The organism is Streptomyces sp. NPDC020597 (assembly GCF_044335095.1).
Taxonomy (GTDB): domain Bacteria; phylum Actinomycetota; class Actinomycetes; order Streptomycetales; family Streptomycetaceae; genus Streptomyces.
In genome coordinates this window covers 1-22,555 of sequence record NZ_JBIRUL010000020.1, presented here as the reverse complement: position 1 = coordinate 22,555, position 22,555 = coordinate 1, and the positions used below count along the sequence as shown (strand labels likewise).

The 22,555-nt window shown below is 70.7% G+C and carries 20 protein-coding genes and 2 pseudogenes; 12 read left to right on the top strand and 10 right to left on the bottom strand.

Annotated features, from left to right (window positions below; all coding sequences use genetic code 11):
• Nucleotides 1–14 precede the first annotated feature (14 nt).
• On the bottom strand, nt 15–803 hold the full coding sequence (locus ACH4ZA_RS28445; protein ID WP_398432220.1) for a heparin lyase I family protein: 789 nt from the start codon (nt 801–803) through the stop codon (nt 15–17).
• 248 nt (nt 804–1,051) lie between these two features.
• Between ACH4ZA_RS28445 and ACH4ZA_RS28440 the strand changes: the two genes are divergently transcribed.
• Nucleotides 1,052–1,768 carry a glycoside hydrolase family 75 protein gene (locus tag ACH4ZA_RS28440; protein ID WP_398432219.1) on the top strand — a complete coding sequence of 239 codons (717 nt, stop codon included), beginning with the start codon at nt 1,052–1,054 and terminating at the stop codon, nt 1,766–1,768.
• 29 nt (nt 1,769–1,797) lie between these two features.
• Here ACH4ZA_RS28440 and ACH4ZA_RS28435 read toward each other — a convergent pair whose 3' ends face one another.
• From ACH4ZA_RS28435 to ACH4ZA_RS28415, 5 genes are read right to left on the bottom strand one after another with little or no spacing between them, the layout of a single operon-like run.
• On the bottom strand, nt 1,798–2,109 hold the full coding sequence (locus tag ACH4ZA_RS28435; RefSeq protein ID WP_398432218.1) for an L-rhamnose mutarotase: 312 nt from the start codon (nt 2,107–2,109) through the stop codon (nt 1,798–1,800).
• Nucleotides 2,106–3,188, bottom strand: a complete 1,083-nt coding sequence (locus ACH4ZA_RS28430; RefSeq protein ID WP_398432216.1) for an aldo/keto reductase — start codon at nt 3,186–3,188, stop codon at nt 2,106–2,108. Before ACH4ZA_RS28430 ends, ACH4ZA_RS28435 begins: the two co-directional genes overlap by 4 nt.
• Nucleotides 3,185–3,943, bottom strand: a complete 759-nt coding sequence (locus ACH4ZA_RS28425; protein WP_398432215.1) for an SDR family NAD(P)-dependent oxidoreductase — start codon at nt 3,941–3,943, stop codon at nt 3,185–3,187. The genes ACH4ZA_RS28430 and ACH4ZA_RS28425 overlap by 4 nt, the downstream gene beginning before the upstream one ends.
• Nucleotides 3,940–5,277, bottom strand: a complete 1,338-nt coding sequence (locus tag ACH4ZA_RS28420) for an enolase C-terminal domain-like protein (RefSeq protein WP_398432214.1) — start codon at nt 5,275–5,277, stop codon at nt 3,940–3,942. The genes ACH4ZA_RS28425 and ACH4ZA_RS28420 overlap by 4 nt, the downstream gene beginning before the upstream one ends.
• 11 nt (nt 5,278–5,288) lie before the next feature.
• Nucleotides 5,289–6,140, bottom strand: coding sequence for a fumarylacetoacetate hydrolase family protein (locus ACH4ZA_RS28415; protein ID WP_398432213.1), 852 nt, complete (start codon nt 6,138–6,140; stop codon nt 5,289–5,291).
• 874 nt (nt 6,141–7,014) lie between these two features.
• Here ACH4ZA_RS28415 and ACH4ZA_RS28410 point away from each other — a divergent pair.
• The 4 genes and pseudogenes from ACH4ZA_RS28410 to ACH4ZA_RS28395 form a co-directional block, all read left to right on the top strand.
• Nucleotides 7,015–8,064 (top strand): sugar ABC transporter substrate-binding protein, encoded by a 1,050-nt coding sequence (locus ACH4ZA_RS28410; protein ID WP_398432212.1) that lies wholly within the window; start codon nt 7,015–7,017, stop codon nt 8,062–8,064.
• A gap of 120 nt (nt 8,065–8,184) precedes the next feature.
• Nucleotides 8,185–9,786: a sugar ABC transporter ATP-binding protein gene (locus ACH4ZA_RS28405; protein WP_398432211.1), complete on the top strand. Its 1,602-nt coding sequence runs from the start codon at nt 8,185–8,187 to the stop codon at nt 9,784–9,786.
• Nucleotides 9,787–9,788: 2 nt separating this feature from the next.
• A complete protein-coding gene (locus ACH4ZA_RS28400; protein WP_398432210.1) occupies nt 9,789–10,832 on the top strand; it encodes an ABC transporter permease in 1,044 nt (347 codons plus the stop codon).
• An 87-nt stretch (nt 10,833–10,919) separates the two neighbouring features.
• A pseudogene (locus ACH4ZA_RS28395) lies at nt 10,920–11,588 on the top strand (FadR/GntR family transcriptional regulator); the annotation flags it as partial.
• Nucleotides 11,589–11,893: 305 nt separating this feature from the next.
• On the opposite strand, the gene ACH4ZA_RS28390 reads toward ACH4ZA_RS28395, so the two are convergent.
• Nucleotides 11,894–12,112 carry a hypothetical protein gene (locus ACH4ZA_RS28390; protein ID WP_398432209.1) on the bottom strand — a complete coding sequence of 73 codons (219 nt, stop codon included), beginning with the start codon at nt 12,110–12,112 and terminating at the stop codon, nt 11,894–11,896.
• Between the two features lie 41 nt (nt 12,113–12,153).
• Between ACH4ZA_RS28390 and ACH4ZA_RS28385 the strand changes: the two genes are divergently transcribed.
• Complete coding sequence (locus ACH4ZA_RS28385) at nt 12,154–12,438, top strand: alpha/beta fold hydrolase (protein WP_398432325.1); 285 nt, start codon at nt 12,154–12,156, stop codon at nt 12,436–12,438.
• Between the two features lie 97 nt (nt 12,439–12,535).
• Here ACH4ZA_RS28385 and ACH4ZA_RS28380 read toward each other — a convergent pair.
• From ACH4ZA_RS28380 to ACH4ZA_RS28370, 3 genes and pseudogenes are all read right to left on the bottom strand, one after another.
• Nucleotides 12,536–13,603 (bottom strand): annotated as a pseudogene (locus ACH4ZA_RS28380) (arabinofuranosidase catalytic domain-containing protein); the annotation flags it as partial.
• Between the two features lie 150 nt (nt 13,604–13,753).
• The gene (locus ACH4ZA_RS28375; RefSeq protein WP_398432208.1) at nt 13,754–14,161 is read right to left on the bottom strand and encodes a hypothetical protein; all 408 of its coding nucleotides are present in this window, start codon (nt 14,159–14,161) and stop codon (nt 13,754–13,756) included.
• Between the two features lie 442 nt (nt 14,162–14,603).
• On the bottom strand, nt 14,604–15,401 hold the full coding sequence (locus ACH4ZA_RS28370) for a FadR/GntR family transcriptional regulator (protein ID WP_398432207.1): 798 nt from the start codon (nt 15,399–15,401) through the stop codon (nt 14,604–14,606).
• A gap of 373 nt (nt 15,402–15,774) precedes the next feature.
• On the opposite strand from ACH4ZA_RS28370, the gene ACH4ZA_RS28365 reads away from it, so the two are divergent.
• From ACH4ZA_RS28365 to ACH4ZA_RS28340, 6 genes are all read left to right on the top strand, one after another.
• Nucleotides 15,775–17,139 (top strand): ABC transporter substrate-binding protein, encoded by a 1,365-nt coding sequence (locus ACH4ZA_RS28365; RefSeq protein ID WP_398432206.1) that lies wholly within the window; start codon nt 15,775–15,777, stop codon nt 17,137–17,139.
• Entirely contained in the window at nt 17,136–18,050 is a 915-nt protein-coding gene (locus ACH4ZA_RS28360; protein WP_398432205.1) for a carbohydrate ABC transporter permease, read from the top strand. The genes ACH4ZA_RS28365 and ACH4ZA_RS28360 overlap by 4 nt, the downstream gene beginning before the upstream one ends.
• 115 nt (nt 18,051–18,165) lie before the next feature.
• On the top strand, nt 18,166–19,017 hold the full coding sequence (locus ACH4ZA_RS28355; RefSeq protein ID WP_398432324.1) for a carbohydrate ABC transporter permease: 852 nt from the start codon (nt 18,166–18,168) through the stop codon (nt 19,015–19,017).
• A 105-nt stretch (nt 19,018–19,122) separates the two neighbouring features.
• Nucleotides 19,123–21,138 carry a hypothetical protein gene (locus ACH4ZA_RS28350; RefSeq protein WP_398432204.1) on the top strand — a complete coding sequence of 672 codons (2,016 nt, stop codon included), beginning with the start codon at nt 19,123–19,125 and terminating at the stop codon, nt 21,136–21,138.
• On the top strand, nt 21,135–21,482 hold the full coding sequence (locus ACH4ZA_RS28345; protein WP_398432203.1) for an L-rhamnose mutarotase: 348 nt from the start codon (nt 21,135–21,137) through the stop codon (nt 21,480–21,482). The genes ACH4ZA_RS28350 and ACH4ZA_RS28345 overlap by 4 nt, the downstream gene beginning before the upstream one ends.
• 37 nt (nt 21,483–21,519) lie before the next feature.
• Nucleotides 21,520–22,410 carry an amidohydrolase family protein gene (locus ACH4ZA_RS28340; protein WP_398432202.1) on the top strand — a complete coding sequence of 297 codons (891 nt, stop codon included), beginning with the start codon at nt 21,520–21,522 and terminating at the stop codon, nt 22,408–22,410.
• Nucleotides 22,411–22,555 lie beyond the last annotated feature (145 nt).

Sequence of the window (22,555 nt, the reverse complement as noted above, 5' to 3'; positions counted from 1 at the left end):
CGGCGGACGGCTTCTCACACGAGCTGGTAGCCGCGCAGAGCGGTGAGCAGGAGGTAGGTGTCCTGCAGCGACCCGGAGGCGTCTCCGAGGGAACGGTAGATTCCCCATTTCGGGCGCACCCGGTCGGCCAGAAAGGTGTCGACGCCGGTCTTCGAGGCGTCCACGACGGTCGTGCCGCCGCTCTTGAGGATCCAGCGGACCGAACCCGCCGAGCCGTTGCCGACCTTGATCTGGAAGTCGACGTCGGTCCACCGGTCGTGCAGCGGTTCCAGATCGGTGCGGCCGACGAGGATGTCGTCCGCGGCGAGTTTCAGCTCGATGGTCTGCCGGCCGTTCACCCTGCGCAGCGACTGCACGACGATCGGGGAGGTGCCGTTGCCGGGCTGCTTCATCTGCATGATGTGCGTGAAGGTGGTGGTCGCCTTCAGCGAGCTGGGGATGTACATCGAGTAGGTGACCCGCCAGGTCTGCCCCGGGGTCCAGGTGAGGTAGTCGGCGCCGCTGCCGTTGCGCAGACCGGTGACCTCCTGGCGCTGACGGTCGGTCGAGGTGTCCCGGTCGACCTTGTGCATGGTGAAACGCCAGTTGTCGCCGTCGGTCCGGATGTGCGGCTGCCCGCCGGGGTGGGAGTCGGCGCGGTCGTCCTCCACGGTCTCGAAGGCGCCGAGGCCGTCGCGGCGCGCGGTCGGGGCCCACTTCTGCTGCCAGGCGGCGGCGTGCGCGACGCCGGGCAGACCGACGACCGAGGCCGTCGCCGCGCTGCCGAGCGCCGCGCCGAGCAGGGTCCTGCGGGATGTGGCCAAGACTGTCTCACCTCGTTCACGTGGGGAGTTCATGGGTTCACGTACATGACGCAGATTCACCCAGTGGTTCCGGGGGTGTGCAACAGAGTCCCGGTCGCATGAGGTCCCGGTCAATGGTCCAGACCGATGAGGCAATGGGTTTCCGGCCAATCTCCGGTTCCAGCAAGGGGGTTGACGGCATCGACGGCGAGGGTCCACGTTGTAGCGCACCCAGTAAGGAAACTTTCCTAACAGAAGGGTCCCCCACAGTGCGCCCTCGTTCACTGACCCTCACGGCGGCCGCCGCCGCCCTCCTGGCCACCGCCTTCCTGCCGTCGAACGCGTCCGGTCTCGCCCGGGGTCCCGGCGCGGACGCCGCCGGCCCCGCCGCGGTGCGGGAGGGCTCGGTCAGCGCCTCCGCCCTGCTCGCCAAGGTGACGTCCTGCTCGCAGATATCGAGCGGCAAGTACCGGACCGACGAGGAGACGTCGGCCACCGTCCCGGTGTGCGGCAAGAACGGCGCGGTCTTCTGGAAGGCCGACATGGACGTCGACTGCGACGGGCAGCGGACCTCCAAGTGCAGTGAGGCCACCGATCCCTGGTACCAGGACGACACGGCGTTCCACCAGTCGGACGGCAGGCCGCTGCGCGCCGACACCCTGCCCTACGTGGTCGTGCCCAGCTCCAGCTCACTGTGGAACTACAGCTCCGCCGGCATCAAGGGCGGCGGGGTGGTCGCGGTGATCTACCAGAACAAGGTGGAGTACGCGGTCGTCGGCGACACCGGCCCGACGAAGATCATCGGCGAGGCCTCGTACGCGACGGCCAAGGCGCTCGGCATCGATCCGGATCCGGAGAACGGCGGCACCGACTCCGGCGTCACCTACATCCTGTTCAAGAACTCGAAGGCGTCCCCCATCGAGAGCCACAGCGCGGCGGTCGCCCTCGGGGACCGGCTGGCCCAGGCGTTCCTCCGCGACAACTGACGCCTCCGTGCCGTGCGGTCGCCGCGTGGTCACAGCTCCCAGACGACCGGCAGCGAGGCGTCCGCGCCGTCCGCGGAGTAGTCGTGGGCGACGTCGAGCAGACCGGCCATCCGCGCCTGCCACGCGATGTTGACGGGCAGCCTCTCGAGCTCGGCGATCATCGCCGGGTAGTCCGCGACGTCCAGCAGGTGGAAGAGGTCGGTGCCGCTGCGCCAGATGGTCCACTCGCTCACCCCGGCGGCGCGGATGGCTGCGGTCAGCTCCTCGGGCACCTCGCGGTGTGCGGCCTCGTACTCCTCGACGCGGTCGGCGCGGACCTTGGTGTGCAGGGCGACCCTCATGACGGCTCCTTCGGCGGCGCGGATTCCCCGACGCGGGCCGGGCGTCCGGCAGGTGCGGTGCGCCCGGCGGGTGCGGTGCGCCCGTCCGGCGTGGCCGGGGGGACGGGGGTCTCCGGGTCGAGCAGCCCCTCGGCGCGCAGCTCGTCCCACAGGGCGTCCGGGATCGGCCGTCGCAGCTGGTGCACGGTGTCGTGCACCTCCTGCGGCGACCGTGCGCCGGTCAGGACGCTCGCCACCGCGGGATGACCGAACGGGAAGCGCAGCGCGGCGGCCCGCAGCGGCACGCCGTGGCGTTCGGAGACAGCCAGCAGCCGCAGCGCCCGGTCGAGCACCGGTTCGGGCGCCGGCGCGTAGTCGTAGGTGGCGCCGGGCCGGGGCGCGGTGAGCAGACCGGAGTTGAACACCCCGCCGACGAGGACGCCACGGCCGCGGGCGGCAGCCTCCGGAAGCAGTTCGGTGAGCCCCTGCTGGTCCAGGAGCGTGTAGCGGCCGGCCAGCAGGACCACGTCGATGTCGGTCTCGCGCACGAACCGGGCGGGCAGAGCCGACTGGTTCATCCCGACGCCGATCGCGCCGATCACGCCTTCGGCGCGCAGCCGCTCCAGTGCCGGGTACGCCTCGCGCAACGCCTGCTCGGCGTGGTCGTCCGGGTCGTGCAGCAGGACGACGTCGATCCGGTCGACGCCGAGACGGTCCAGGCTCGCCTCCAGGGAGCGGAGCACCCCGTCCGCGGTGAAGTCCCACACCCGGCGGTGGGTGGCCGGGACGGCGAAGCCGTTCGCGAGGTCGTCCCCGGCGCCTCCCTGCGGTTGCGGGACGAGCAGCCGCCCCACCTTGGTGGAGAGGGTGTAGGCGTCGCGGGGGCGCTCGCGCAACGCGGCGCCGAGCCGGCGTTCGGACAGGCCGAGCCCATAGTGGGGCGCGGTGTCGAACGTGCGGATGCCGGCGTCCCAGGCGGCGTCCACTGTGGCCCGGGCGTCGTCGTCGGACACCGGTCGGTAGAGGTTGCCGAGGGCGGCGCAGCCCAGCGCCAGCTCCGAGACGGCCACCGCGCCGGCGCCCAGCCCGGTGGTCCTCACGACCGGTCCGCCGGGCGCAGCCGCAGCCCCTGCATCCCGCCGTCCACCGCGAGCGAGGCGCCGGTGACGGAGGCCGCGGCGGGACTCGCCAGGTAGACGATGGCGGCGGCGACTTCGTCCGCGGTGACCAGGCGTCCCATGGGCTGGCGGGCGTTGAGCGCGGCGCGCTCGCTCTCGGGATCGTCCGCCGCGTCGAGCAGCCGGGAGACCCACGGTGTGTCGGCGGTGCCCGGGTTGACGCAGTTGACGCGGACGCCCTCGCGGACGTGGTCGGCGGCCATGGCGAGAGTGAGCGAGAGGACCGCGCCCTTGCTGGCGCAGTACAGGGCACGCTGGGGAAGGCCCGCGGTGGCGCCGATCGAGCAGGTGTTGACGACCGCCGCGTGGGCGGAGCGACGCAGATGCGGCAGGGCGGCGCGGGTGACACGCACGATGCCGACGACGTTGACGTCCAGGACCCGGTGCCAGTCGTCGTCCGCGTTGTCCTCGATGGTGCCCACCGCGCCGATGCCCGCGTTGTTCACCACGATGTCCAGGCCGCCGAGCCGCTCGGCGGCCTCTCCCACCGCGGCCCGCACCGAGACGTCGTCCGTGACGTCGGCCCGCAGGCCGAGCAGTGGTTCGCCGACGCCGTCCGGGTCGAGGTCGAGGACGGCGACCGACGCCCCGCGCGCCGCCAGCGTGCGGGCGGTCGCGAGGCCGATGCCGGACGCGCCCCCGGTGACGATCGCCCTGAGCCCTGACAGATCGGTCATGCGGTCTCTCCCTGAGCGGCGCGGTCGGCGGTCCAGAACGCGCCGTCCGGGTAACGGTACGCGGCGATGGACTCCTCCTTCATGGTGGCGGAGAAGCCGGGCGCGCGCGGCGCACAGTAGTGGCCGTCACGCATGACGACGGGTGCGGTGAAGTGTTCGTGGAGGTGGTCGACGAACTCGATGACGCGGTTCTCGGTCGTGCCGGAGAGCGCGAGGTAGTCGAACATCGACAGGTGCTGCACCAGCTCGCACAGCCCGACCCCGCCGGCGTGCGGGCAGACCGGCACCCCGAACCTGGCGGCGAGCAGCAGGATCGCGAGGTTCTCGTTGACTCCGCCGACCCGGGCCGCGTCGATCTGCAGGACGTCGATGGCGCCGGCCTGGAGGAGCTGTTTGAAGACGATGCGGTTCTGCACGTGCTCGCCGGTGGCGACCTTCACGGGCGCGACGGCGCGGCGCACGGCGGCGTGGCCGAGGATGTCGTCCGGGCTGGTGGGCTCCTCGATCCAGTACGGGTCGAACTCGGCGAGCGCGTTGGTCCATTCGACCGCCTCTGCCACGTTCCACCGCTGGTTGGCGTCGATGGCGATGCGGATGCCGTTGCCGACGGCGGCGCGGGCGGTGCGCAGGCGGCGGACGTCGTCGTCCCGGTCCGCGCCGACCTTCAGCTTGATCTGGGTGAAGCCGTCGGCGACGGCCTGCTTGGCCAGCCGGGTGAGCTTGTCGTCGGAGTAGCCGAGCCAGCCCGGGGAGGTGGTGTAGCCCGGGTAGCCGCTCTCCAGCAGGATCGCCTCCCGCTCGGCGAGGCCGGTGCGGCCCTCGCGCAGCAGCGTCAGCGCGTCCTCGGGGGTGAGGGCGTCGGCGATGTAGCGGAAGTCGACCTGGGAGACCAGCCACTCGGGGTCTGCGTGGGCGAGCAGCTGCCACAGCGGCTTGTCCGCGCGCTTGGCGGCGAGGTCCCACACGGCGTTGAGCACGGCGCCGATCGCCATGTGCATCACGCCCTTCTCGGGGCCGAGCCACCGCAGCTGGCTGTCGCCGATCAGGTCGCGGCTGAGCGAGCCCGGGTCGTCGCACAGCTCCCGGACGCTCCGCCCGACGACGTGGGGTCTCAGCGCCCCGATCGCGGCGACCTGGACGTCGTTGCCCCGTCCGATGGTGAAGGTGAAGCCATGGCCTTCGTGTCCGTCACCGGCGTCGGTGCGCAGCACGACGTAGGCGGCGGAGTAGTCGGGGTCGGGGTTCATCGCGTCGGAGCCGTCCAGTTCCCGCGAGGTGGGGAAGCGGACGTCATAGGTGTCGACCGCGGTGATCCGGGCGGAGGTTGCAGTCAAGGTGGTGCCTTTCACGCTTGGGCGAAGGTCTGGCGCTGGGCGCCGAGGCCGTCGACGGAGAGCTCGACGGTGTCGCCGGGGCGGAGGTAGGGGGTGCCGGGGAGGCCGAGGGCCACGCCGGCGGGCGTGCCGGTGTTGATCACGTCGCCGGGTTCCAGGACCATGTACCGGCTCAGATAGGACACGAGATGGTCGACCGAGAAGATCATGTCGCCGGTGTGGCCCTGCTGCCGTTTCACGCCGTTCACGCTCAGGTTCAGGGCGAGGTTCTGCGGGTCGCCGACCTCGTCGGCGGTGACCAGCCAGGGGCCGAGCGGGTTGAACGTCTCGCAGGACTTGCCGAGGTCCCACTGGGACGAGTACTCGAGCTGGAACTCGCGCTCGGAGACGTCGTGGCTGATCGCGTATCCCGCGATCACGGCCCGCGCGGCCCCAGGGCCTTCGAGGTAGCGGGCCCGCTTCCCGATGACGACCGCGAGCTCGACCTCCCAGTCGGTCTTCACCGAGCCCCGGGGGATCAGCACCTCGTCGTACGGGCCGACGACCGTGCCCGGGTCCTTCATGAAGACCACCGGGCGCGGAGGGATCGCCGCGCCGGTCTCGGCGGCGTGGTCGCGGTAGTTGAGACCGACGCAGACGATCTTGCCGGGGCGGGTGACGGGGGCGCCGACGCGCAGGCCGGCCGGGTCGAGCTCGGGCAGTTCTCCCGCCGTGACGGCCGTGCGGGCACGGTCGACTCCGCCCGAGGCCAGGAAGACGCCGTCGATGTCCGGCGTCACCGACGACAGGTCGAGCAGCCGCCCGTCGTCGGTCCGGACGGCGGGGTGCTCCTGTCCGTGGGCTCCGACTCGAAGCAGTTTCACTGGGGCAACTCCTCTGCCAGGCGGGTTTCTGCCATGCGGGTTCCGGTCCGGGGGCGGCCGGCCGTGGGGCGGGGGCCGGTCGGTCCGGGCTGGGACCGTTCCGCGGTCCTCACTCGTCCGCGTACCGAGTCATCGGATGTATGGCGGCAGAGTGACCATAGATGCGGAATCCGCAGCTGACAATGGATTCCTCGGATGAATTTCCGGACGCGTCTCGGCCCAATGCCTTCCGGGCCCTGTCCGCCATGGCCATGCCCAGACGTGAGGGGCGCCACAGGAGCCACCATCCGATGAATCCCGGGCCGCGCGCTCGGTGATCCGCCTCGATGAGGGCGGGATGAGCGCACATGCCACTGATTGTCCCGAGAGCGATGCCGGCCCGGGGCAGCCGCCTCCGCCCTGCCCCTGCCCGCCCCGGGGACGTCGTTGCCGAATCGTGAGCCCTGCGGCGACCCGGCGCCCGCCGCCTGTGCCGCCTTGAAACCCCAGGTCGAACGGTATGGGGAACGGTGATAGCGGGAGCCTGAGCAGTGTCCGGGCGACTCACCGCACGAGGTGGCGCAAATCGTCGGCCGCGGACTCTTGTCAATCTCGGCAACGTCGTCGTAACGTCCTGGTCGTCCGAGATACATCGGAGGAATGGTTCGCATCGTCCGGCGCGCCGTTCGGGCCGCACCCGTGCGACCGCCCCGCTGCCACCGTCTCGGTCACCGGCTGACCCTCATTCCCTTCTCCTCGGGCACGAGCCCCGCATCCCACACCAGGATCGGCGCGTGCCCGGCCGGCGCCTCGCCCCCTCCCGACAGGCGGGTACGCCTCCCCTCCCACCGTCGCCCTGCGGCCCCGCGCCCCTGGCTTAGGAGAGAACACGGCCATGAAGCTCGCTCACACCCGCTCCACCGCCGCAGCCGTCACCGCCGTCGTCGCGGTCCTGGCCCTCGCCACCGCGTGCAACCGCGAGAGCAGCGGCTCGACGTCCGCGGGCGGCGACAAGCCCGCCCTCGGCATCGACCTGCCGCGCTCCGACTCCGACTTCTGGAACTCCTACGCGCAGTACCTCAAGGGCGACATCAAGTCGGACGGCGTCAACGCCCTGCCCCTGAGCAACTCGCAGAACGACGTCACCAAGCTCGTCGCCAACGTCCAGGTGTTCCAGAACACCGGTGCCAAGGCCGTCGTCATGGCCCCCCAGGACACCGGCGCCATCGCGTCGACCCTCGACACCCTCGCGTCGAAGAAGATCCCGGTGGTCAGCGTGGACACCAGACCGGACAAGGGCGACGTCTACATGGTCGTCCGCGCGGACAACCGCGCGTACGGCACCAAGGCCTGCGAGTTCCTCGGCAAGCAGCTGGGCGGCACGGGCAAGGTCGCCGAACTCCAGGGGGCGCTGGACTCGATCAACGGGCGCGACCGCTCCGAGGCGTTCTCGGACTGCATGAAGACGAAGTTCCCGAAGATCAAGGTGTTCGAGCTGCCCACCGACTGGAAGGGTGACGTGGCCTCCGCCAAGCTGCAGAGCCTGCTCGCCCAGCACCCCGACCTGAACGGCGTCTACATGCAGGCCGGCGGCGTCTTCCTGCAGCCGACCCTGGCCCTGCTGGAGCAGAAGGGCCTGCTCAAGCCCGCGGGCCAGAAGGGCCACATCTCCATCGTCTCCAACGACGGCATCCCGCAGGAGTTCGACGCGATCCGCAAGGGCCAGATCGACGCCACCGTCTCCCAGCCCGCGGACCTCTACGCCAAGTACGCCCTGTACTACGCCGAGGCCGCCGCCGAGGGGAAGACGTTCAAGCCGGGCGCCACCGACCACGACTCCACGATCATCAAGATCCCCAACGGCCTCGAGGACCAGCTGCCCGCGCCGCTGGTCACCAAGGACAACGTGGACGACAAGAGCCTGTGGGGCAACAACGTCGGCTGACGGCCGGCAGCCCCAGCACGCCGCGCCGGGGGACGGACCACGCCCGAGGCCGACCCCCGCCGGCCGGGTGCACACCCGCCCCCCGGTCCCAGCTCCCGTGAACGAAGGACGGTATCCACCATGGCGGACACCGCGACCGCCCCCGCGGCCGGCCCCGGCACCCCGGCTCCGGTCGCCGAGGCGACCGGCATCAGCAAACGATTCGGCGCGACCGTGGCACTGCGCGACGCCCGTATCGCCGTCGCTCCCGGCGAGTCGCACGCCCTGGTCGGACGCAACGGCGCCGGCAAGTCGACACTCGTGTCCATCCTCACCGGCCTCCAGCAGCCCGACACCGGAAGCCTGCGCTTCGCCGGCGCGCCCGCCCCCGCCGTCGGCGACATCGACGCCTGGCGCTCCCGCGTCGCCTGCGTCTACCAGCGCTCCACGATCATCGGTGAGCTGACCGTCGCGGAGAACCTCTTCCTGAACCGGCAGAGCGGCGGCGCCATCCGGCCCATCCGGTGGAGGCAGCTGCGCCGGCGTGCCGAGGAACTGCTCGGCGAGTACGGCGTGGCCGTAGACCCCGCCGCGCGGGCCAGGGACCTCACCGTCGAGCAGCGCCAGTTCGTGGAGATCGCCCGGGCCCTGTCGTTCGGCGCGCGCTTCATCATCCTCGACGAGCCGACGGCCAAGCTCGACGCCCGCGGCATCGAGCGGCTGTTCGACAAGCTGCGGGACCTCCAGCGCCAGGGCGTCGCGTTCCTCTTCATCTCGCACCACCTGCAGGAGGTGTACGACCTCTGCAGCACGGTCACCGTCTACCGCGACGCCGCCCACATCCTCACCGCGCCCGTCGCGGAGCTCGGGCACCAGGCCCTGGTGGAGGCCATGACCGGCGAGTCGGCCGGCGTGGTCACCGCCGCCGGGCGGCCCCGGGCAGCCCGCGCGGACGCCCCGGAACTGCTGACGCTGGACGCGCTGACGCTGCCCGGCGCCTGCGAGGACGTCTCCCTGACCGTCCGCTCCGGCGAGGTCGTCGGGCTCGCCGGGGCGACCGCCAGCGGCAACGTCCAGGTCGGTGAGGCGATCGCCGGGCTGCACCGGGCCAGGACGGGCCGGATCTCGGTCCGCGGCAGGGACGTCCGCACCGGCAGCGTGCCGTCCGCGCTCGCCGCCGGGGTCGGGTTCGTCCCCGAGGACCGCCATCTCCAGGGCCTGGTCGGCAACCGCAGCGTGGCGGAGAACGCGACCCTCACCGTCACCGACCAGCTCGGCCCGTTCGGCACCGTCCTCCCCGCCCGGACCAGGGCGTTCGCCCGGGACATGATCCGCGACCTCGACATCAAGACCCCCGGAGCCGGCACCGCGGTCTCCGCCCTCTCCGGCGGCAACCAGCAGAAGGTCGTCGTCGCGCGCGCCCTGGCCACCGTCCCCGACGTGCTGGTGGCCATCCGGCCCACCAACGGCGTGGACGTCAAGTCCAAGGAGTTCCTGCTCGCCAGGATCCGGCGGGTCGCTGACGAGGACAGGGCCGCTCTGATCGTCTCCGACGAACTGGACGACCTCAAGGCCTGCGACCGCGTCGTCGTCATGTTCCACGGGCGGGTCGTCGCCGAGTTCGACCGCGGCTGGAGGGACGAGGACGTCGTCGCCGCCGTCGAGGGCGTCTCCGGCGACGCCGCCCCCGCCATCGCGTCACCCCTGTCCGCCTCATCCGGCGCAGACGAGCACGGAAGGTAGTCATGTCCGCCACCACAGATCTCACCGAGCCCACCGCGAGCAAGGCCGCGCCGGCCGGCGGCGACGCCGTCCGCCGCCGGGTCGACCTCGGCCGCTTCCGTGAACTGTCCCTGGTCCCGGCCATCCTCGTGCTGATGCTGATCGGGTTCATCGTCTCGCCGGCGTTCCTCACCGCCGACAACCTGATCGGTGTGGCCCAGCAGTCCACCGAGCTGAGCCTGCTGGTGCTCGCCACGACGTTCATCCTGATCGCCGGACGGATGGACCTGTCGCTGGAGTCCACCATCGGCGTGGCCCCCGTCATCGCCGTCTGGCTCGTACTGCCCTCCAGCGGCGGCCGGTTCAACGGGCTCGGCCTGCTCCCCGAGTGGACGGCCGTCCCGCTCTGCCTGCTGGTCGGCGCGCTGATCGGAGCCGTCAACGGCTTCCTCATCCTCAAGCTGCGCCTCAACGGCTTCATCGTCACGCTCGGCGCCCTGACCATGCTGCGCGGTCTGCAGGTCGCCCTCTCCGAGGGCCAGTCCATCGTGGAGCTGCCCTCGTCCTTCACCTACCTGGGCAAGGCGTCCTGGCTGGGCATGCCCGCCGCGATCTGGGTGTGCGCGCTGCTCTTCGCCCTCGGGGGAAGCGCACTGGCCTGGCTGCGTCACGGCCGCGCGCTGTACGCGATCGGCGGCAACGCGGAGGCGGCCCGTACGGCGGGCATCCGCGTCGACCGCATCGTGTGGATCGTCCTCGTCCTCGGCAGCGTTCTCGCCGCGTTCGCCGGCATCCTCTACAGCGGCCACTACGGCTCCATCTCCGCCACCCAGGGCAGCGGCTGGATCTTCCAGGTCTTCGCCGCGACCGTCATCGGCGGGGTCAGCCTCAACGGCGGCAAGGGATCCGTCTTCGGCGCCCTCACCGGCGTCCTCACCCTGCAGCTGGTCGTGAACGTCATGACGCTGGCGGGCGTGCCACCGCTGTGGAACCAGTTCCTCAACGGCGCCATCATCATCGTCGCCCTGGTCATCTCCCGCTTCGCCTCCGGCGAGAAGCAGGAGTAACCGCCTCCCGCCCGCGGCTTCGCCGGCGCCGCGCCGGGCCCGGCAGAGCCGCCGCACCACCCACCCCCTGCACGGAGAGGCACCCCAGTGGCACTGACGGACGACGCGATCGACAAGATCAAGGCGATGATCGTCGCCGGCGAGCTCGCGCCCGGTTCCCGGCTGCCGAAGGAGGAGATCCTCGCCGAGCAGCTCGGGCTGTCCCGGAGTTCGCTGCGCGAGGCCGTCCGCGCGCTGGCCGCCATGCGGATCCTGATCACCCGTCAGGGCGACGGCACCTACGTCTCCAGCCTGGAGCCCCATCTCCTGCTGGAGACCCTCTCCTTCGCCGCCGACGTCTCCCAGGGCCACGCGGCCCTGCAGCTGCTCCAGGTGCGCCGGCTGCTCGAACCGCAGGCGACCGGGCTGGCCGCCGCGCTGCTGACACCGGAGGACCACCAAGAACTGCGCGACATCCTCGACCGGTCCCGGACCGTCGCCACCGTGGAGGAGTTCGTCGCCCACGACACGGCCTTCCACCTCAGGATCGTCGAAGCGGTCGGCAACCCCGTGCTGTCGATGCTGCTGCAGGTGGTCTCCACCCGCACCCAGCGCGTCCGCATCGTCCGGGGCAGCCGGACCCGTCATGCCCTGGAGCACGCCCACCGGGACCACGAGCAGATCCTCGCCGCCCTCGTCTCGCGTGACGGCCTGCTCGCCGCCTCCGCCGCGACCGTCCACATCACCGCCGTCGAACAGTGGCTCGCCGCCAGCCTGACCGACGCCACGGACGAACCGCCGACGCCCGACCCCTCCGGTCCCCGCCCCGTCGCCGAGGCCGTCCGCTCCGCCTCTCCGGCGACCCCGGCTCCGCTCCGCCCGGGCGACGGCCCGCCCCACGTCCCGGGTGCCGGCGCCGGTCCGGCGGCGCCGGCGGCCCGTTCGGGTTCCGGCTCGCACCACGAGCGCACGGATGTCGCGCCGACCCGCTGACACGCCGCCCGGGCGACGACACGGGCTCGCGCGGGGCGCTCCCACAGAGCGGTCGTCGCCGCGCGTCCGTGGTCCGGGAGTGCGGCCCCCTACCCCTCGGCCGCGCCCACGGATGCGTCCTCTCCCCCGCCCCGCCCCTCGATCTTCAGCAGCAGCCCGAGCAGCGCCTGCCGCTCTGCCTCCGCCAGGCCCTCGAAGCACTCCGCGAGCACCGAGTCGGCCACCTCGTGACCCGCCTTCAGCAGCCGCTGCCCCTCGGCGGTGAAGCGATGCTCGATGCGCCGACCGCGCCCGGAACGCCGGTCCACCGAGCCCTGCGCCGCGAGCCGACCGGCCAGCTGCCGAACGCCTGCTCGCTCTGGAACGTGGCGGCCGCCAGCTCCCGCGCGCTGGCCCGGGCATGAGCGACCCCGCCCTCCGGCCACGCCTCGCGGCCGTCGAAGTACCGACCCTCGTCCTGTGGGGCGAGAGCGACCGCATCGCGACGCCGGCCTACGGCAAGGAGTACGCCGCGTCGTTCGGGAACGCACGCTTCGAGACGATCGCCGAAGCGGGCCACCTGCCCCACCTCGAACAGCCCGCGCGCACGTTCGCCCTGCTCGACGCCTTCGCCGCGCAGACCGGGGGCCGCTGAGGCGTCCCAGCGGTCGGGGCGGCGGCGGCCCGGTGCTCGAGCCGATGCTCGGGAGCGCCGGGCCGCCGGTGGGAACCGGTGCTTCTCAGGACCTGCCGTAGCCGGCCGTGTTGACGTTGGCCTGTACGGCGTTCTCGGTGGCGTCCGTCGGGTAGCCGGCGGTCATGACGCCTTCGTAGAAGGTGCCGGCGGCTCCATGGCTGTTGTCGCCCCCGATGCCGAGGATGATGGCGCCTTCCTTCTTCATGGGGTTGTAGCCCGCCACGTTGGGACGCGGCCCGTTGTAGAACGTGGACAGCCCGCCCGACTGGGCGTTGCCACCGCGTATCGACCAGTGGTTCGGCTCGCCCTTGACGATCGCGGTCAGGTACCGGTGGCTGATGCTCGGGTCGTTGGCGTTGTAGCGTCGGTTCACCCCGGAGAACAGGCCGTTCTCGAGGTCGGCCATGATCCAGGGTCCGTTTCCGGCGCCATAGCCCCAGACCTTGTTGTTGCCGAAGTAGATGGTCTCCATGGTGCCGTTGCCGTTGTCCCGGCCGTTGGTCTCGGCGTTGCCGTAGTCGAAGCAGCAACCGCCGTTGTAGTGAGTGCCGTTGAGGACGGCGTACATGCCCTCCGGCTGGTCTCCCTTGGCGACGCCGTTGGTGTTGTTGTTGCGGTAGCCCGTGCCGGGGGCGACGAACACCCCGTACGCCTTGTGGCCGCCGATCGTGATGGGGGCCGCGGCCGCGTTCGCCAGGTTGTCGTAGCCGCCCGGTGCGGGGCCGGGGAAGCCGCCGGGAGGCGCCTGGGTCAGCCGGTTGCCCCTGCCCGACTGGTCGTAAATGACGGTGATGAGGCACGTGGTGCCGGCGCAGAACGAGTCCTGGGCGGCCGCGTTGGCGTATCCGCCCTGACCGAGGAGGCCGATGTCCCTCGTGGCGTTGTCGGAGGCGCGGCGCACCTGGTACAGCGGGCCGTTGTAGGAGCCGTAGAGGGCACGCGTCGTGCTGTGGGCGGCGACGCACGGGGTGCGGCCGGAGGCGTAGATGTCGCAGGGTCCGGTGCCGGCGGCCTGGGCGGTCGAGGCCGTGCCGGTGAGCAGCCCGGCGCTCAACGCGACCGCCGCTCCGGTCGCCGCCACGGTGAGCGGCAGGCGGCGTAGCCACTGATGACGGTGGGTCATGTGTGCGCTCCTGGTTCGGGGACGGAATCTCTGTCGCGCAGGGGATGCTCGCCCTCGGTCGACGTCCGTGCGGGGCGCGGACTCCGGCCTCTCGCGTGCCGTGGTCCGGGCCCGCGCCGGTCTTCGACCCGGGGCGCGGTCGTGAACGCTCTAGAACTGGCTGAAGAACTTCCAGATCTCGCCCGGCACCCAGGCCCTGGAGCCGCTGTCGCCGCCGGCCCCGTCCTGCGGAGCGGCGATGTGGCCTTCGTCGAACGCGGCCCAGACGACCGGATGGCCGGCCGAGCAGCCGGAGTAGGCGGTGACCCGGTGGGTACGGCTTTCCTGCGCCGGTTCGGGCGGGTTCTGGGCGGCGCAGCCGTTGTTGCGGACGAACCGGTCGCGCAGGCCGCGTCCGCCGGAGACGCCCAGGACGGCGTCGGTGAAGGCCACGTCCTCGCCGCCGGAGTTGGCCCAGCCGTTGTCGAGTCCCTGGGGCGCGACGAAGACCGTGCTGTTGTTCGCCAGCCGCTCAGCGCCCGAGCCTGCGGCGGACCATGCCGTACGCCTCGGATTCACAAGACTCCTTCCGCGGGTCTGACATTGATGACGACCGTCAGCGAATGTTCAGGATGCCGAACAGAGGTCACCGGCTCGGACACCTCTGGATGATAGGAATCCCACATCAATCGTCAATGGACGTCACATGATTCGACGACGTCGGCCCGCGACTTCGCGCCTTTCCGGCCAATTCAACTCGTCCGAACCGCAGAGCCCCCGACACTCACCCCTCCCATGCACATAAAAAAGCCATACCGGTCACCTCCCTGTGCGAAAGTTTTCGACCTCGACAGCGCATCATGCGGACGGAATTGAGGCGATGCCAGAGATTTCCCCGTGCCAGATGTTCATGCATCAACACAACGTTCAGCATGCAGAACGTCGCCGGCGTCACGTCACCACTCGCAGCGGCCCGGTCCTGCCCTCGGGCAGGACCGGGCCGCTGCTTTTCGAAAACGCTTCAGCCGAACAGGCGGCGCTGGATCTCGCGCCGGTAGTCCTCGAGGGTCCTGTCGAGGTGCGCCGCGGTGGCCTCGGCCGCCTCCTCGGGCCGCCCGTCGCGGATGGCCCGGTAGATCGCCTCGTGCTCCTCGACCGCCGACCGGGTGTTCTCGCCGAGCGTGTCGTGGATGCCGATGGCGCTGGACTGCCGCTGCAGCCGTCGCGCGTCGCGCACGGCACTGACGAGGAAGGTGTTGTGCGAGGCGGCGGTGAGCGCCGCATGGAAGTCGTCGTCGGCCTGGTTGAACACGTCGGCCCGCCCTTGGGTGAACCCGTGTCGGCACTGCTCCACCGCGATCTCGATGCTGCGCAGTTCCGACGGCGTGGCTCTGGTGGCGGCCAGACTGCTGGCGGTCATCTCCTGGACCCTGCGGAACTCGAAGAGCATCAGGACGTGGTCGATGTCGACGGGCCGGAAGAAGCCTCCCCAACGACTGGTGATGAGCATGCCCTCGTCGTCCGCGACGAACAGGCCCCGCCCCTTGTGAGCACGCACCCGCCCGAGCGCCGAGAGGATCTTCACGGCTTCCCGCACGACCGCCCTGCTGGTGTTCAGCGTCTGGGCCAGGTCGTTCTCCGTGGGCAGCCGGTCACCGGCCACCAGTCGCTCCTCGGCGATGTACTCCAGGAGCCGCTCGGCCACGATCTCGTAGCCGGGACGGTAGTCACGCCGCTCGTCCGAGCCGTTCACCGCTGCGGTGGCGGCGGGGAGGGCCTGCGCCGGCAGAGCCGCTCGCGTGGCTGGCGTGTCGTTCATCTGTGCTTCCTCCCGATGACGGCGGCAAGGCGACTGATCGCTCGAGGCCGCGCTCATCATATCCCGGACCAAGCATAAGTCGTACTCATTTCGACGAAGATCTTCAGAGAAAATCTGGCACCAATAATGGGACATAGCTGACATATGACGCAGAACTCCGCCTGCGCTCCTAGCCATCGCTCGCAAATCCGCCGAAGGAACCTCGTACGCACCCTTGACGAACCCCTCGATAGGGCGGCTAATTTCTTCCACGTCGGCAGCAGCACAGCCGCCTTCAGTGCCCGACGCCCGCCCGGGACGGCCCCGGCGTCGGCCCACCCACGCGCCACACCCCGGCCTGCTCGGGGCGCCCGCACACCCAGTGGAGTCATTCATGACCGTCAACAAGCCTTCGTCCGGCCGGAGCAGAGCGCTCAGCGCGAAGCGCTCGGCGTTGCTGGCCGGGTGCGCGGCCACGGTGCTGCTCACCGTGACCGCCTGTGGCAACGGCGGCACCGCCGCCACGACCGACAAGGACGGCTTCGCCCAGGCGCCGCAGAAGGACGGCGCGCTGACCGTCTGGGTGGACGCGACCCGCATGGACGCGGCGAAGCTGTACCAGAAGCTCCACCCGGACGCGAAGCTGGACATCGTCAGCTACGACGGCGACGCCAACGGCTCCAACTACCTCCAGACCAAGGTCCAGTTGTTCAATCGCACCGGCAAGGGCTGGCCGGACGTCGTCTTCAGCTCGCAGAACAACGAGGTGACGTGGGCGGTCGACGCGGGGTTCGCGGCCCCCCTCGACAAGGGCCTGATACCCGCGACCACCCTCGCGGAGTTCGCCAAGGGCGCCAACGACGTCTGCAAGGTGAACGACACCCTCTACTGCCTGCGCAACGACCTCTCCCAGGCGGTGCTCTGGTACAACGCTCCGCTGATGAAGAAGTTCGGCTACACGGTCCCGACGACGTGGGAGGACTACCAGGCGCTCGGCGAGAAGGCGGCGAAGGAGCACCCGGGCTTCCTCGTGGGTGACGCGGGCGACTCGTTCACTCCCGAGATCTACCTGTGGGCGAGCCAGTGCGGCGCCAACGACATCACCGGTCCCAAGTCCGTCTCGGTGAACACCACCAGCGAGGCCTGCACCAAGATGGCCAAGCTGCTGGACGTGCTGATCAAGAACAAGTCCATGTCCATCAGCGGCGTCTTCAGCACCGACTTCGGCAAGAACGAGGCCGACAAGGTACTGCTGATGCCCGGCCCGGCCTGGTATGGCGGCGCGGTGTTCAAGGACACCCTCAAGGTGCCGGCGAAGCAGATCGGCGTGGCTCCCATGCCCCAGTGGAAGGGACAGACCGCTCCCACCACCGGCAACGTCGGCGGCGGCACGTGGCTGCTGTCGAAGCACTCCACCCACCTCAAGGCGGCCACCGACTTCCTGAAGTGGGTCACCACCGACGACGCCTATCAGGCGCAGAAGGCGCCCGGCTATCCGGCCTACGGGCCCGCCGCCGAGAAGTGGCTGAAGGCGCAGCAGAGCGTCGGCTACCTCACCGGGGACCTGAGCGCGCTCCAGAACGCCTCGAGCCAGGTCTGGCCGGGGTGGGGCTCGGGCCAGTTCAGCCAGGAGGCGATCTGGGCGGCCACCGTCAAGCCCGGCCTGACGCAGGGCAAGTCCATCGAGTCGCTGCTGCCGGCCTGGCAGGACTCCATCGTCAAGTACGCCAAGTCCAACGGATACAAGGTCTCCCAGTGACGCTCAGCCACTCCTCGTCCGGCTCTGTCCGCCGGCGCCCCCGCGGCGCCGACCGGCAGGGCCGGGCCGGCATCGCCTTCGTCGCCGCCTACGTGCTGCTGCTGATCGCGTTCGGCATCCTGCCGACCGGCTACGCCGTCTACTTCGCCTTCACCGACGCCGGCGGCACGTTCAGCGGCTTCGACAACTTCGTCACCACGGCGCAGGACTTCCGCTTCATGGACGCCGTCAGTCATGTCGCGCTGTACCTGCTGTTCTGGCTGGCCTCCCTCGTGGTGTTCGTGGTGGGCCTGGCACTGCTCCTGCACCGCCTCTCGTCGGGCGCGGTCAGCAAGTCCCTGCGCTTCTTCTTCTACATCCCCGGGGCCCTCGCCGGCGCGGCCAGCGTCCTGGTGTGGCTGTTCATGCTCGATCCGACGGTGAGCCCGGTCAGCTCCCTGCTGGAGGCGCTGGGATTCGGCACCTTCGGTGAGGTCATCGCCCCCGGCAACCTGCCCGTGCTGTTCACCGTCATCGCGTTCTGGACCGGCGCGGGCGGCTGGATCGTCGTCATCTATGGCGCGCTCAACAACATTCCCAGGGACGTCATGGAAGCCGCGCGCATCGACGGCGCGAACGCCTGGCAGACCGCCTGGCGCGTGCAGATCCCCATGCTCCGCAAGTGGATCGTCTACATGGTGATCCTGGCCTTCGCCGGGGGAGCCCAGCTCTTCGTGGAGCCGCAGCTGCTGTCGCTGGCCAGCGTCGGCGTCGCCGGACGCGACTACTCGCTGAACCAGCTGACCTACGACTTCGCCTTCCAGATGAACAACATCAACGGCGCCGCCGCCGTCTCGGTGGAGCTGCTGGTCGTCAGTGTGTCGGCCGCAGGGGTCTTCGTCGCACGGTCGGGATTCTTCGATGCCGACTGAGACCACTGTCGGACCGGCCGACGCACCATCACGCACGGAACGGGAACCCAGCGTCATGAGCCGCACCCACCGCCAGACCCCGGGGCCACGGCGCCCCCGTGCCCCGCGCCGCCTGATGCCCCGCCTGCTCACCGGCTCCGTACTGCTCGTCTTCCTCGTGTTCTTCGTGCTGCCGGTGCTGTGGCTCGTCCTCGCGTCGACCAAGACCGACCAGCAACTCGTCCACGGCAACCCGCTGTCCTTCGGCTCCTGGCACGCCTTCAAGGCCAACTGGGACGGACTCACCGCGTTCCAGGACGACGCCCTGATGCAATGGCTGGGCAACTCCACGCTGTACGCGGTGATCTCCCTGGTCATCACGCTCTGTGTGGCCGTGCCGGCGGGATACGGCCTGGCGATGACCGAGTTCCGGGGACGGCACACGCTGCTGGTCTCGACCCTCGTCGTGATGCTCATGCCCACCGCCACCCTGGTGGTGCCGCTGTTCCTGGAGATCAACGCCGTGCACCTGATCGGCACGATGTGGTCGATCATCCTGCCCTACTCGTTCTACCCGTTCGGCGTCTACCTCACCTACATCTACTTCACCACCGCCGTGCCGAAGGACCTGCTGGCGGCGGCGCGCATGGACGGCTGCTCGGAGTTCGGCGTCTTCCGGCACATCGCGCTGCCGCTGGCCACCCCCGTCATCGCGCTCGTGGGCTTCTTCAGCTTCGTCGCCAACTGGACGAACTACTTCCTTCCGTACGTGATGCTCCCCGAGAGCGACCAGATGCCGATCCAGGTGGGCGTCGGAAGCCTGCTCAGCAACGTGCCGTCCTTCAACCCGGCCGTCGGCGCCCTCGCCATCCAGCGCCCGCAGCTGGCACTGGCCACCCTGCTGGCCATCACGCCGGTGCTGGTCGTCTTCCTGTTCGCCCAGCGCTTCCTGGTCAGCGGGATGCTCGCCGGAGCCACCAAGGAGTAGGCGCGGGCCGAAGGCTCGGGCAAGGACGCCCCGGGCCGGCGATCGTCCGCCCCACCGCGTACCCGGCGTGCGTATCCCGCCGCCGTCCCCGAACGGAGATCCACCATGCCCTTCAGCCCCTCCGACCGCACGTCGGGTGACGACGCCCCCGCCGTCGGCCGGCCGGCGTCGCCGCCCGAGGTCCAGGCCGAGGTCCCGGTGCTCGAACCGCCGGGCTGGGCCCTGGCCCAACGTTCGTTGTTCGACCTGCTCGACCACGCCTGGCGCCGCTTCGCCCGCGACTTCACCGGCCCCGACGGACGCCTGAACTACTCCGGCCGGCTCACCACCCGGGACGGCGTGGACGACTTCTACGAGGTGTTCTTCAACTGGCCCCAGCTGTACCTGCTCGGCGGCGCGGACGACCTGCTGCCCGCCAGCGAGAAGCACTGGCAGGGCGTGACCCGGCAGCTGACCGAGCTGGACATGCTGCGCGACGAGTACGAACGCGGTTACGACTGGTTCCACCAGGGCGAGAGCCTGCTCCTGCTCTACTTCCTGTGCATGGCCGCACCCGACCGCTGGCGTGAGCGCGCCCTGCGGTTCGCCGAGTTGTACGTCGACCCCGCCAAGGGCAACTACGACCCCGAACACCGCGTCATCACCCGCCCGCACAACGGCAGCGACCCCGAGCGCACCGGTCTGTTCGACGGGGACGTGTACCCGTGGCTGCTCAAGGAGGCCGAGACCTACGGCTACCCGCTCGAATGGCTGCCCGAGGCCCAGGACGGCCCCTACCCGCTCTCGGCGGATCCGCGCCTCGGCGACCAGATGCGCGACCGGACGGGCGTCGGCGACACCGCGGTCAACCTCGCCGCGGCCGGACTGGTCCTCAACGCCTGGATCCTGTCCGGCGAGGAGCGCTACCGGGACTGGATCGTCGAGTACGTGGGCGCCTGGCGCGAGCGCACCCGGGAACAGGGCGGCCTGATCCCGGACAACGTCGGCCCGGACGGGGTCGTCGGCAGCCTGCTGGAGGGCCGCTGGTACGGCGGCCACTACGGCTGGTCCTGGCCGCACGGCTGGCACAGCCTCGGCCACGCGGCCTGCGTGGCGGCGCTCGCGGCGGCCACGGTCACCGGGGACGACGACTACCTCTCCATGGTCGCCACCTCGCTCGACACCCTCATCGACCACGCCAAGGTCATGCCCCACACGGAGTCCGACTCCAGCCTGCCCTCCAAGTGGGCGGTGGAACTCGGCCCGGACCGGCACACGCCCACGCTCCACCTGCCGTTCCGCCACAACGACTCCGGCTGGTTCGACTACAACCCGGCCACTCCCCCCGTGCCGGTGGCCCTGTGGCACCACACCTCCTCCCAGGCCGACCGGGCCCGGCTGGAGGGGCTGCGCGAAGCGGACGGCATCGACTGGCGTACCGTGCGGCCGTTCCGGTCCAAGGAGGACTCCGGGCACGAGAAGGCGTGGTTCGCCTTCCTCGCCGGCGACGACCCCGACTACCCCGAGCGCATCCTCGCCACCGCCCAGGCCCAGGTCCGCCACCGGCTGCGGCGCATCGACCGCTACCGCGACCTGGACGTGCCCGAGGCCGACATCCACGTCTGGCAGCTGTGCAACCCGGTGGTCACCGAGGCCCTGGTGCACCTCACCTGGGGCGGCCCGCAGGTGCTGTACCAGGGCGGCCTCCAGCAGGCACGGCTGCGCTACCACGACGCCGACGCCCGCCGGGCCGGCCTGCCGCCGGACGTCGCCGCACTGGTCACCTCCATCGACTCCGAGGCGACCACCGTCGAGCTGGTCAACCTGGCCCCCGAGACCGACCGCACGGTCATCGTCCAGGCCGGCGCGTTCGCCGAGCACACCATCACCGGCGTCCGGTACACCACCTGCGCGGACGACGGCTGGATCGGCGACATGTACGACTACGGACACACCGAGCCCGTCGTCACCGAGGAAGAACTGTCCTGCGACAGCCCCTTCCTGACCGTCCGGCTTCCCGCGTCCACCCGGATCAAGCTCGTCCTGCGGCTGGACCTGCGCGCCAACACCCCCAGCTACCGCACCCCGTTCGACACCGGTGCCAACGAGCCCGCCCCTGGCACAGAAGAGAGCACGGCGTGAAGCGCATCGCCCAGACCATCAGGCTCCGGCCCGAGCACCGGGAGAGATACCTCGAACTGCACTCCGCCGTCTGGCCCGGGGTGGAGGCGGCCATGCACCGGGCGAACATCCGCAACTTCGGCATCTTCCTCCACGGCGACGTCCTGTTCGCCTACCTCGAGTATCACGGCGACGACTTCGAGGTTGACATCGCCGCCCTGGAGGCCGACCCGGTGACGCAGGAGTGGTGGAAGCTCACCGACCCCTGTCAGGAGCCGTGGCCCGACCGGGGCGTCTCACGTCAGTGGACGGAACTCACCGAGATCTGGCACCTCGGTCCGCCCGGCGACGACCCCACCGCCTGACACGGCCGGCACCGGAACGACCGACTTGGAACCCCACGTGACCTCCACCCCCGCCCCCGCGCCCGCTCTCGTCGACGCCCACCACCACCTGTGGGATCTCGACCGGCGTCCGCAGCCCTGGCTCGACGATCCCGCCCTCGCATCGATCAGCCGTACCTTCACCCCTGACGACCTGCGCGCCACCGCGACCCGGCCGATCGCAGGCCGTCGCCTGCACCGCACGGTGGTCGTGCAGTGCATACCGGACGTGCCGGAGACCGAGGACCTCCTCGCCCTCGCGGAGCACGAGCCACTGATCGGGGCCGTGGTCGGCTGGGCGGACCTGACCTCGCCGGCGATCGGCGACGTCCTGGACCGGCTGATCGCCGGCCCCGGCGGCGGCCGGCTGCGCTCCCTGCGCCATCTCGTCCAGGGGGAGACGGATCCCGGCTGGCTGCAACGCCCCGATGTGGAGCGGGGGCTGGCCGCGGTCGACGGGCGCGGACTGTCCTACGACGTCCTGGTCCGCAGCCATCAGCTCGATCAGGCGATCGCCCTGGCGGAACGCTTCCCCGACCTGCCCCAGGTACTCAACCACGCGGGCAAGCCGGGCATCGCCCGCGGCGAACCGGCGGAGTGGCGGCGGGACGTGCAACGGCTCGCCGCGCATCCCCAGGTCGTCTGCAAGCTGTCCGGACTGATCACCGAGGCCGACCACGCCACGTGGACCGTCGCCGACATACGGCCCGTCTGGGACGTCCTCTTCTCCGCCTTCGGGCCCGACCGGCTGATGTTCGGCTCCGACTGGCCGGTCGCGAACCTCGCGGGCGGCTGGAACCGCTGGGCGGCCACCGTGGACGAACTGCTCGACGACTGCTCCGCGAGCGAGGTCGACGCGCTGCTCTGCGGCACCGCAACCGCCTTCTACCGACTCACCGCCTTCCGCTGACCGTCGGCGTCCGCGCCGAAGGAATCCGCTGAAGGAAACCCTGGAGTACTCGATGACGACTCTCGCCGTTCGTTACACCGCTGCCCGTTCGCTGGAGACCGCGTCCGTCGAGGCCTGCCCGCCGGGCCCCGGCGAGGTGGAACTG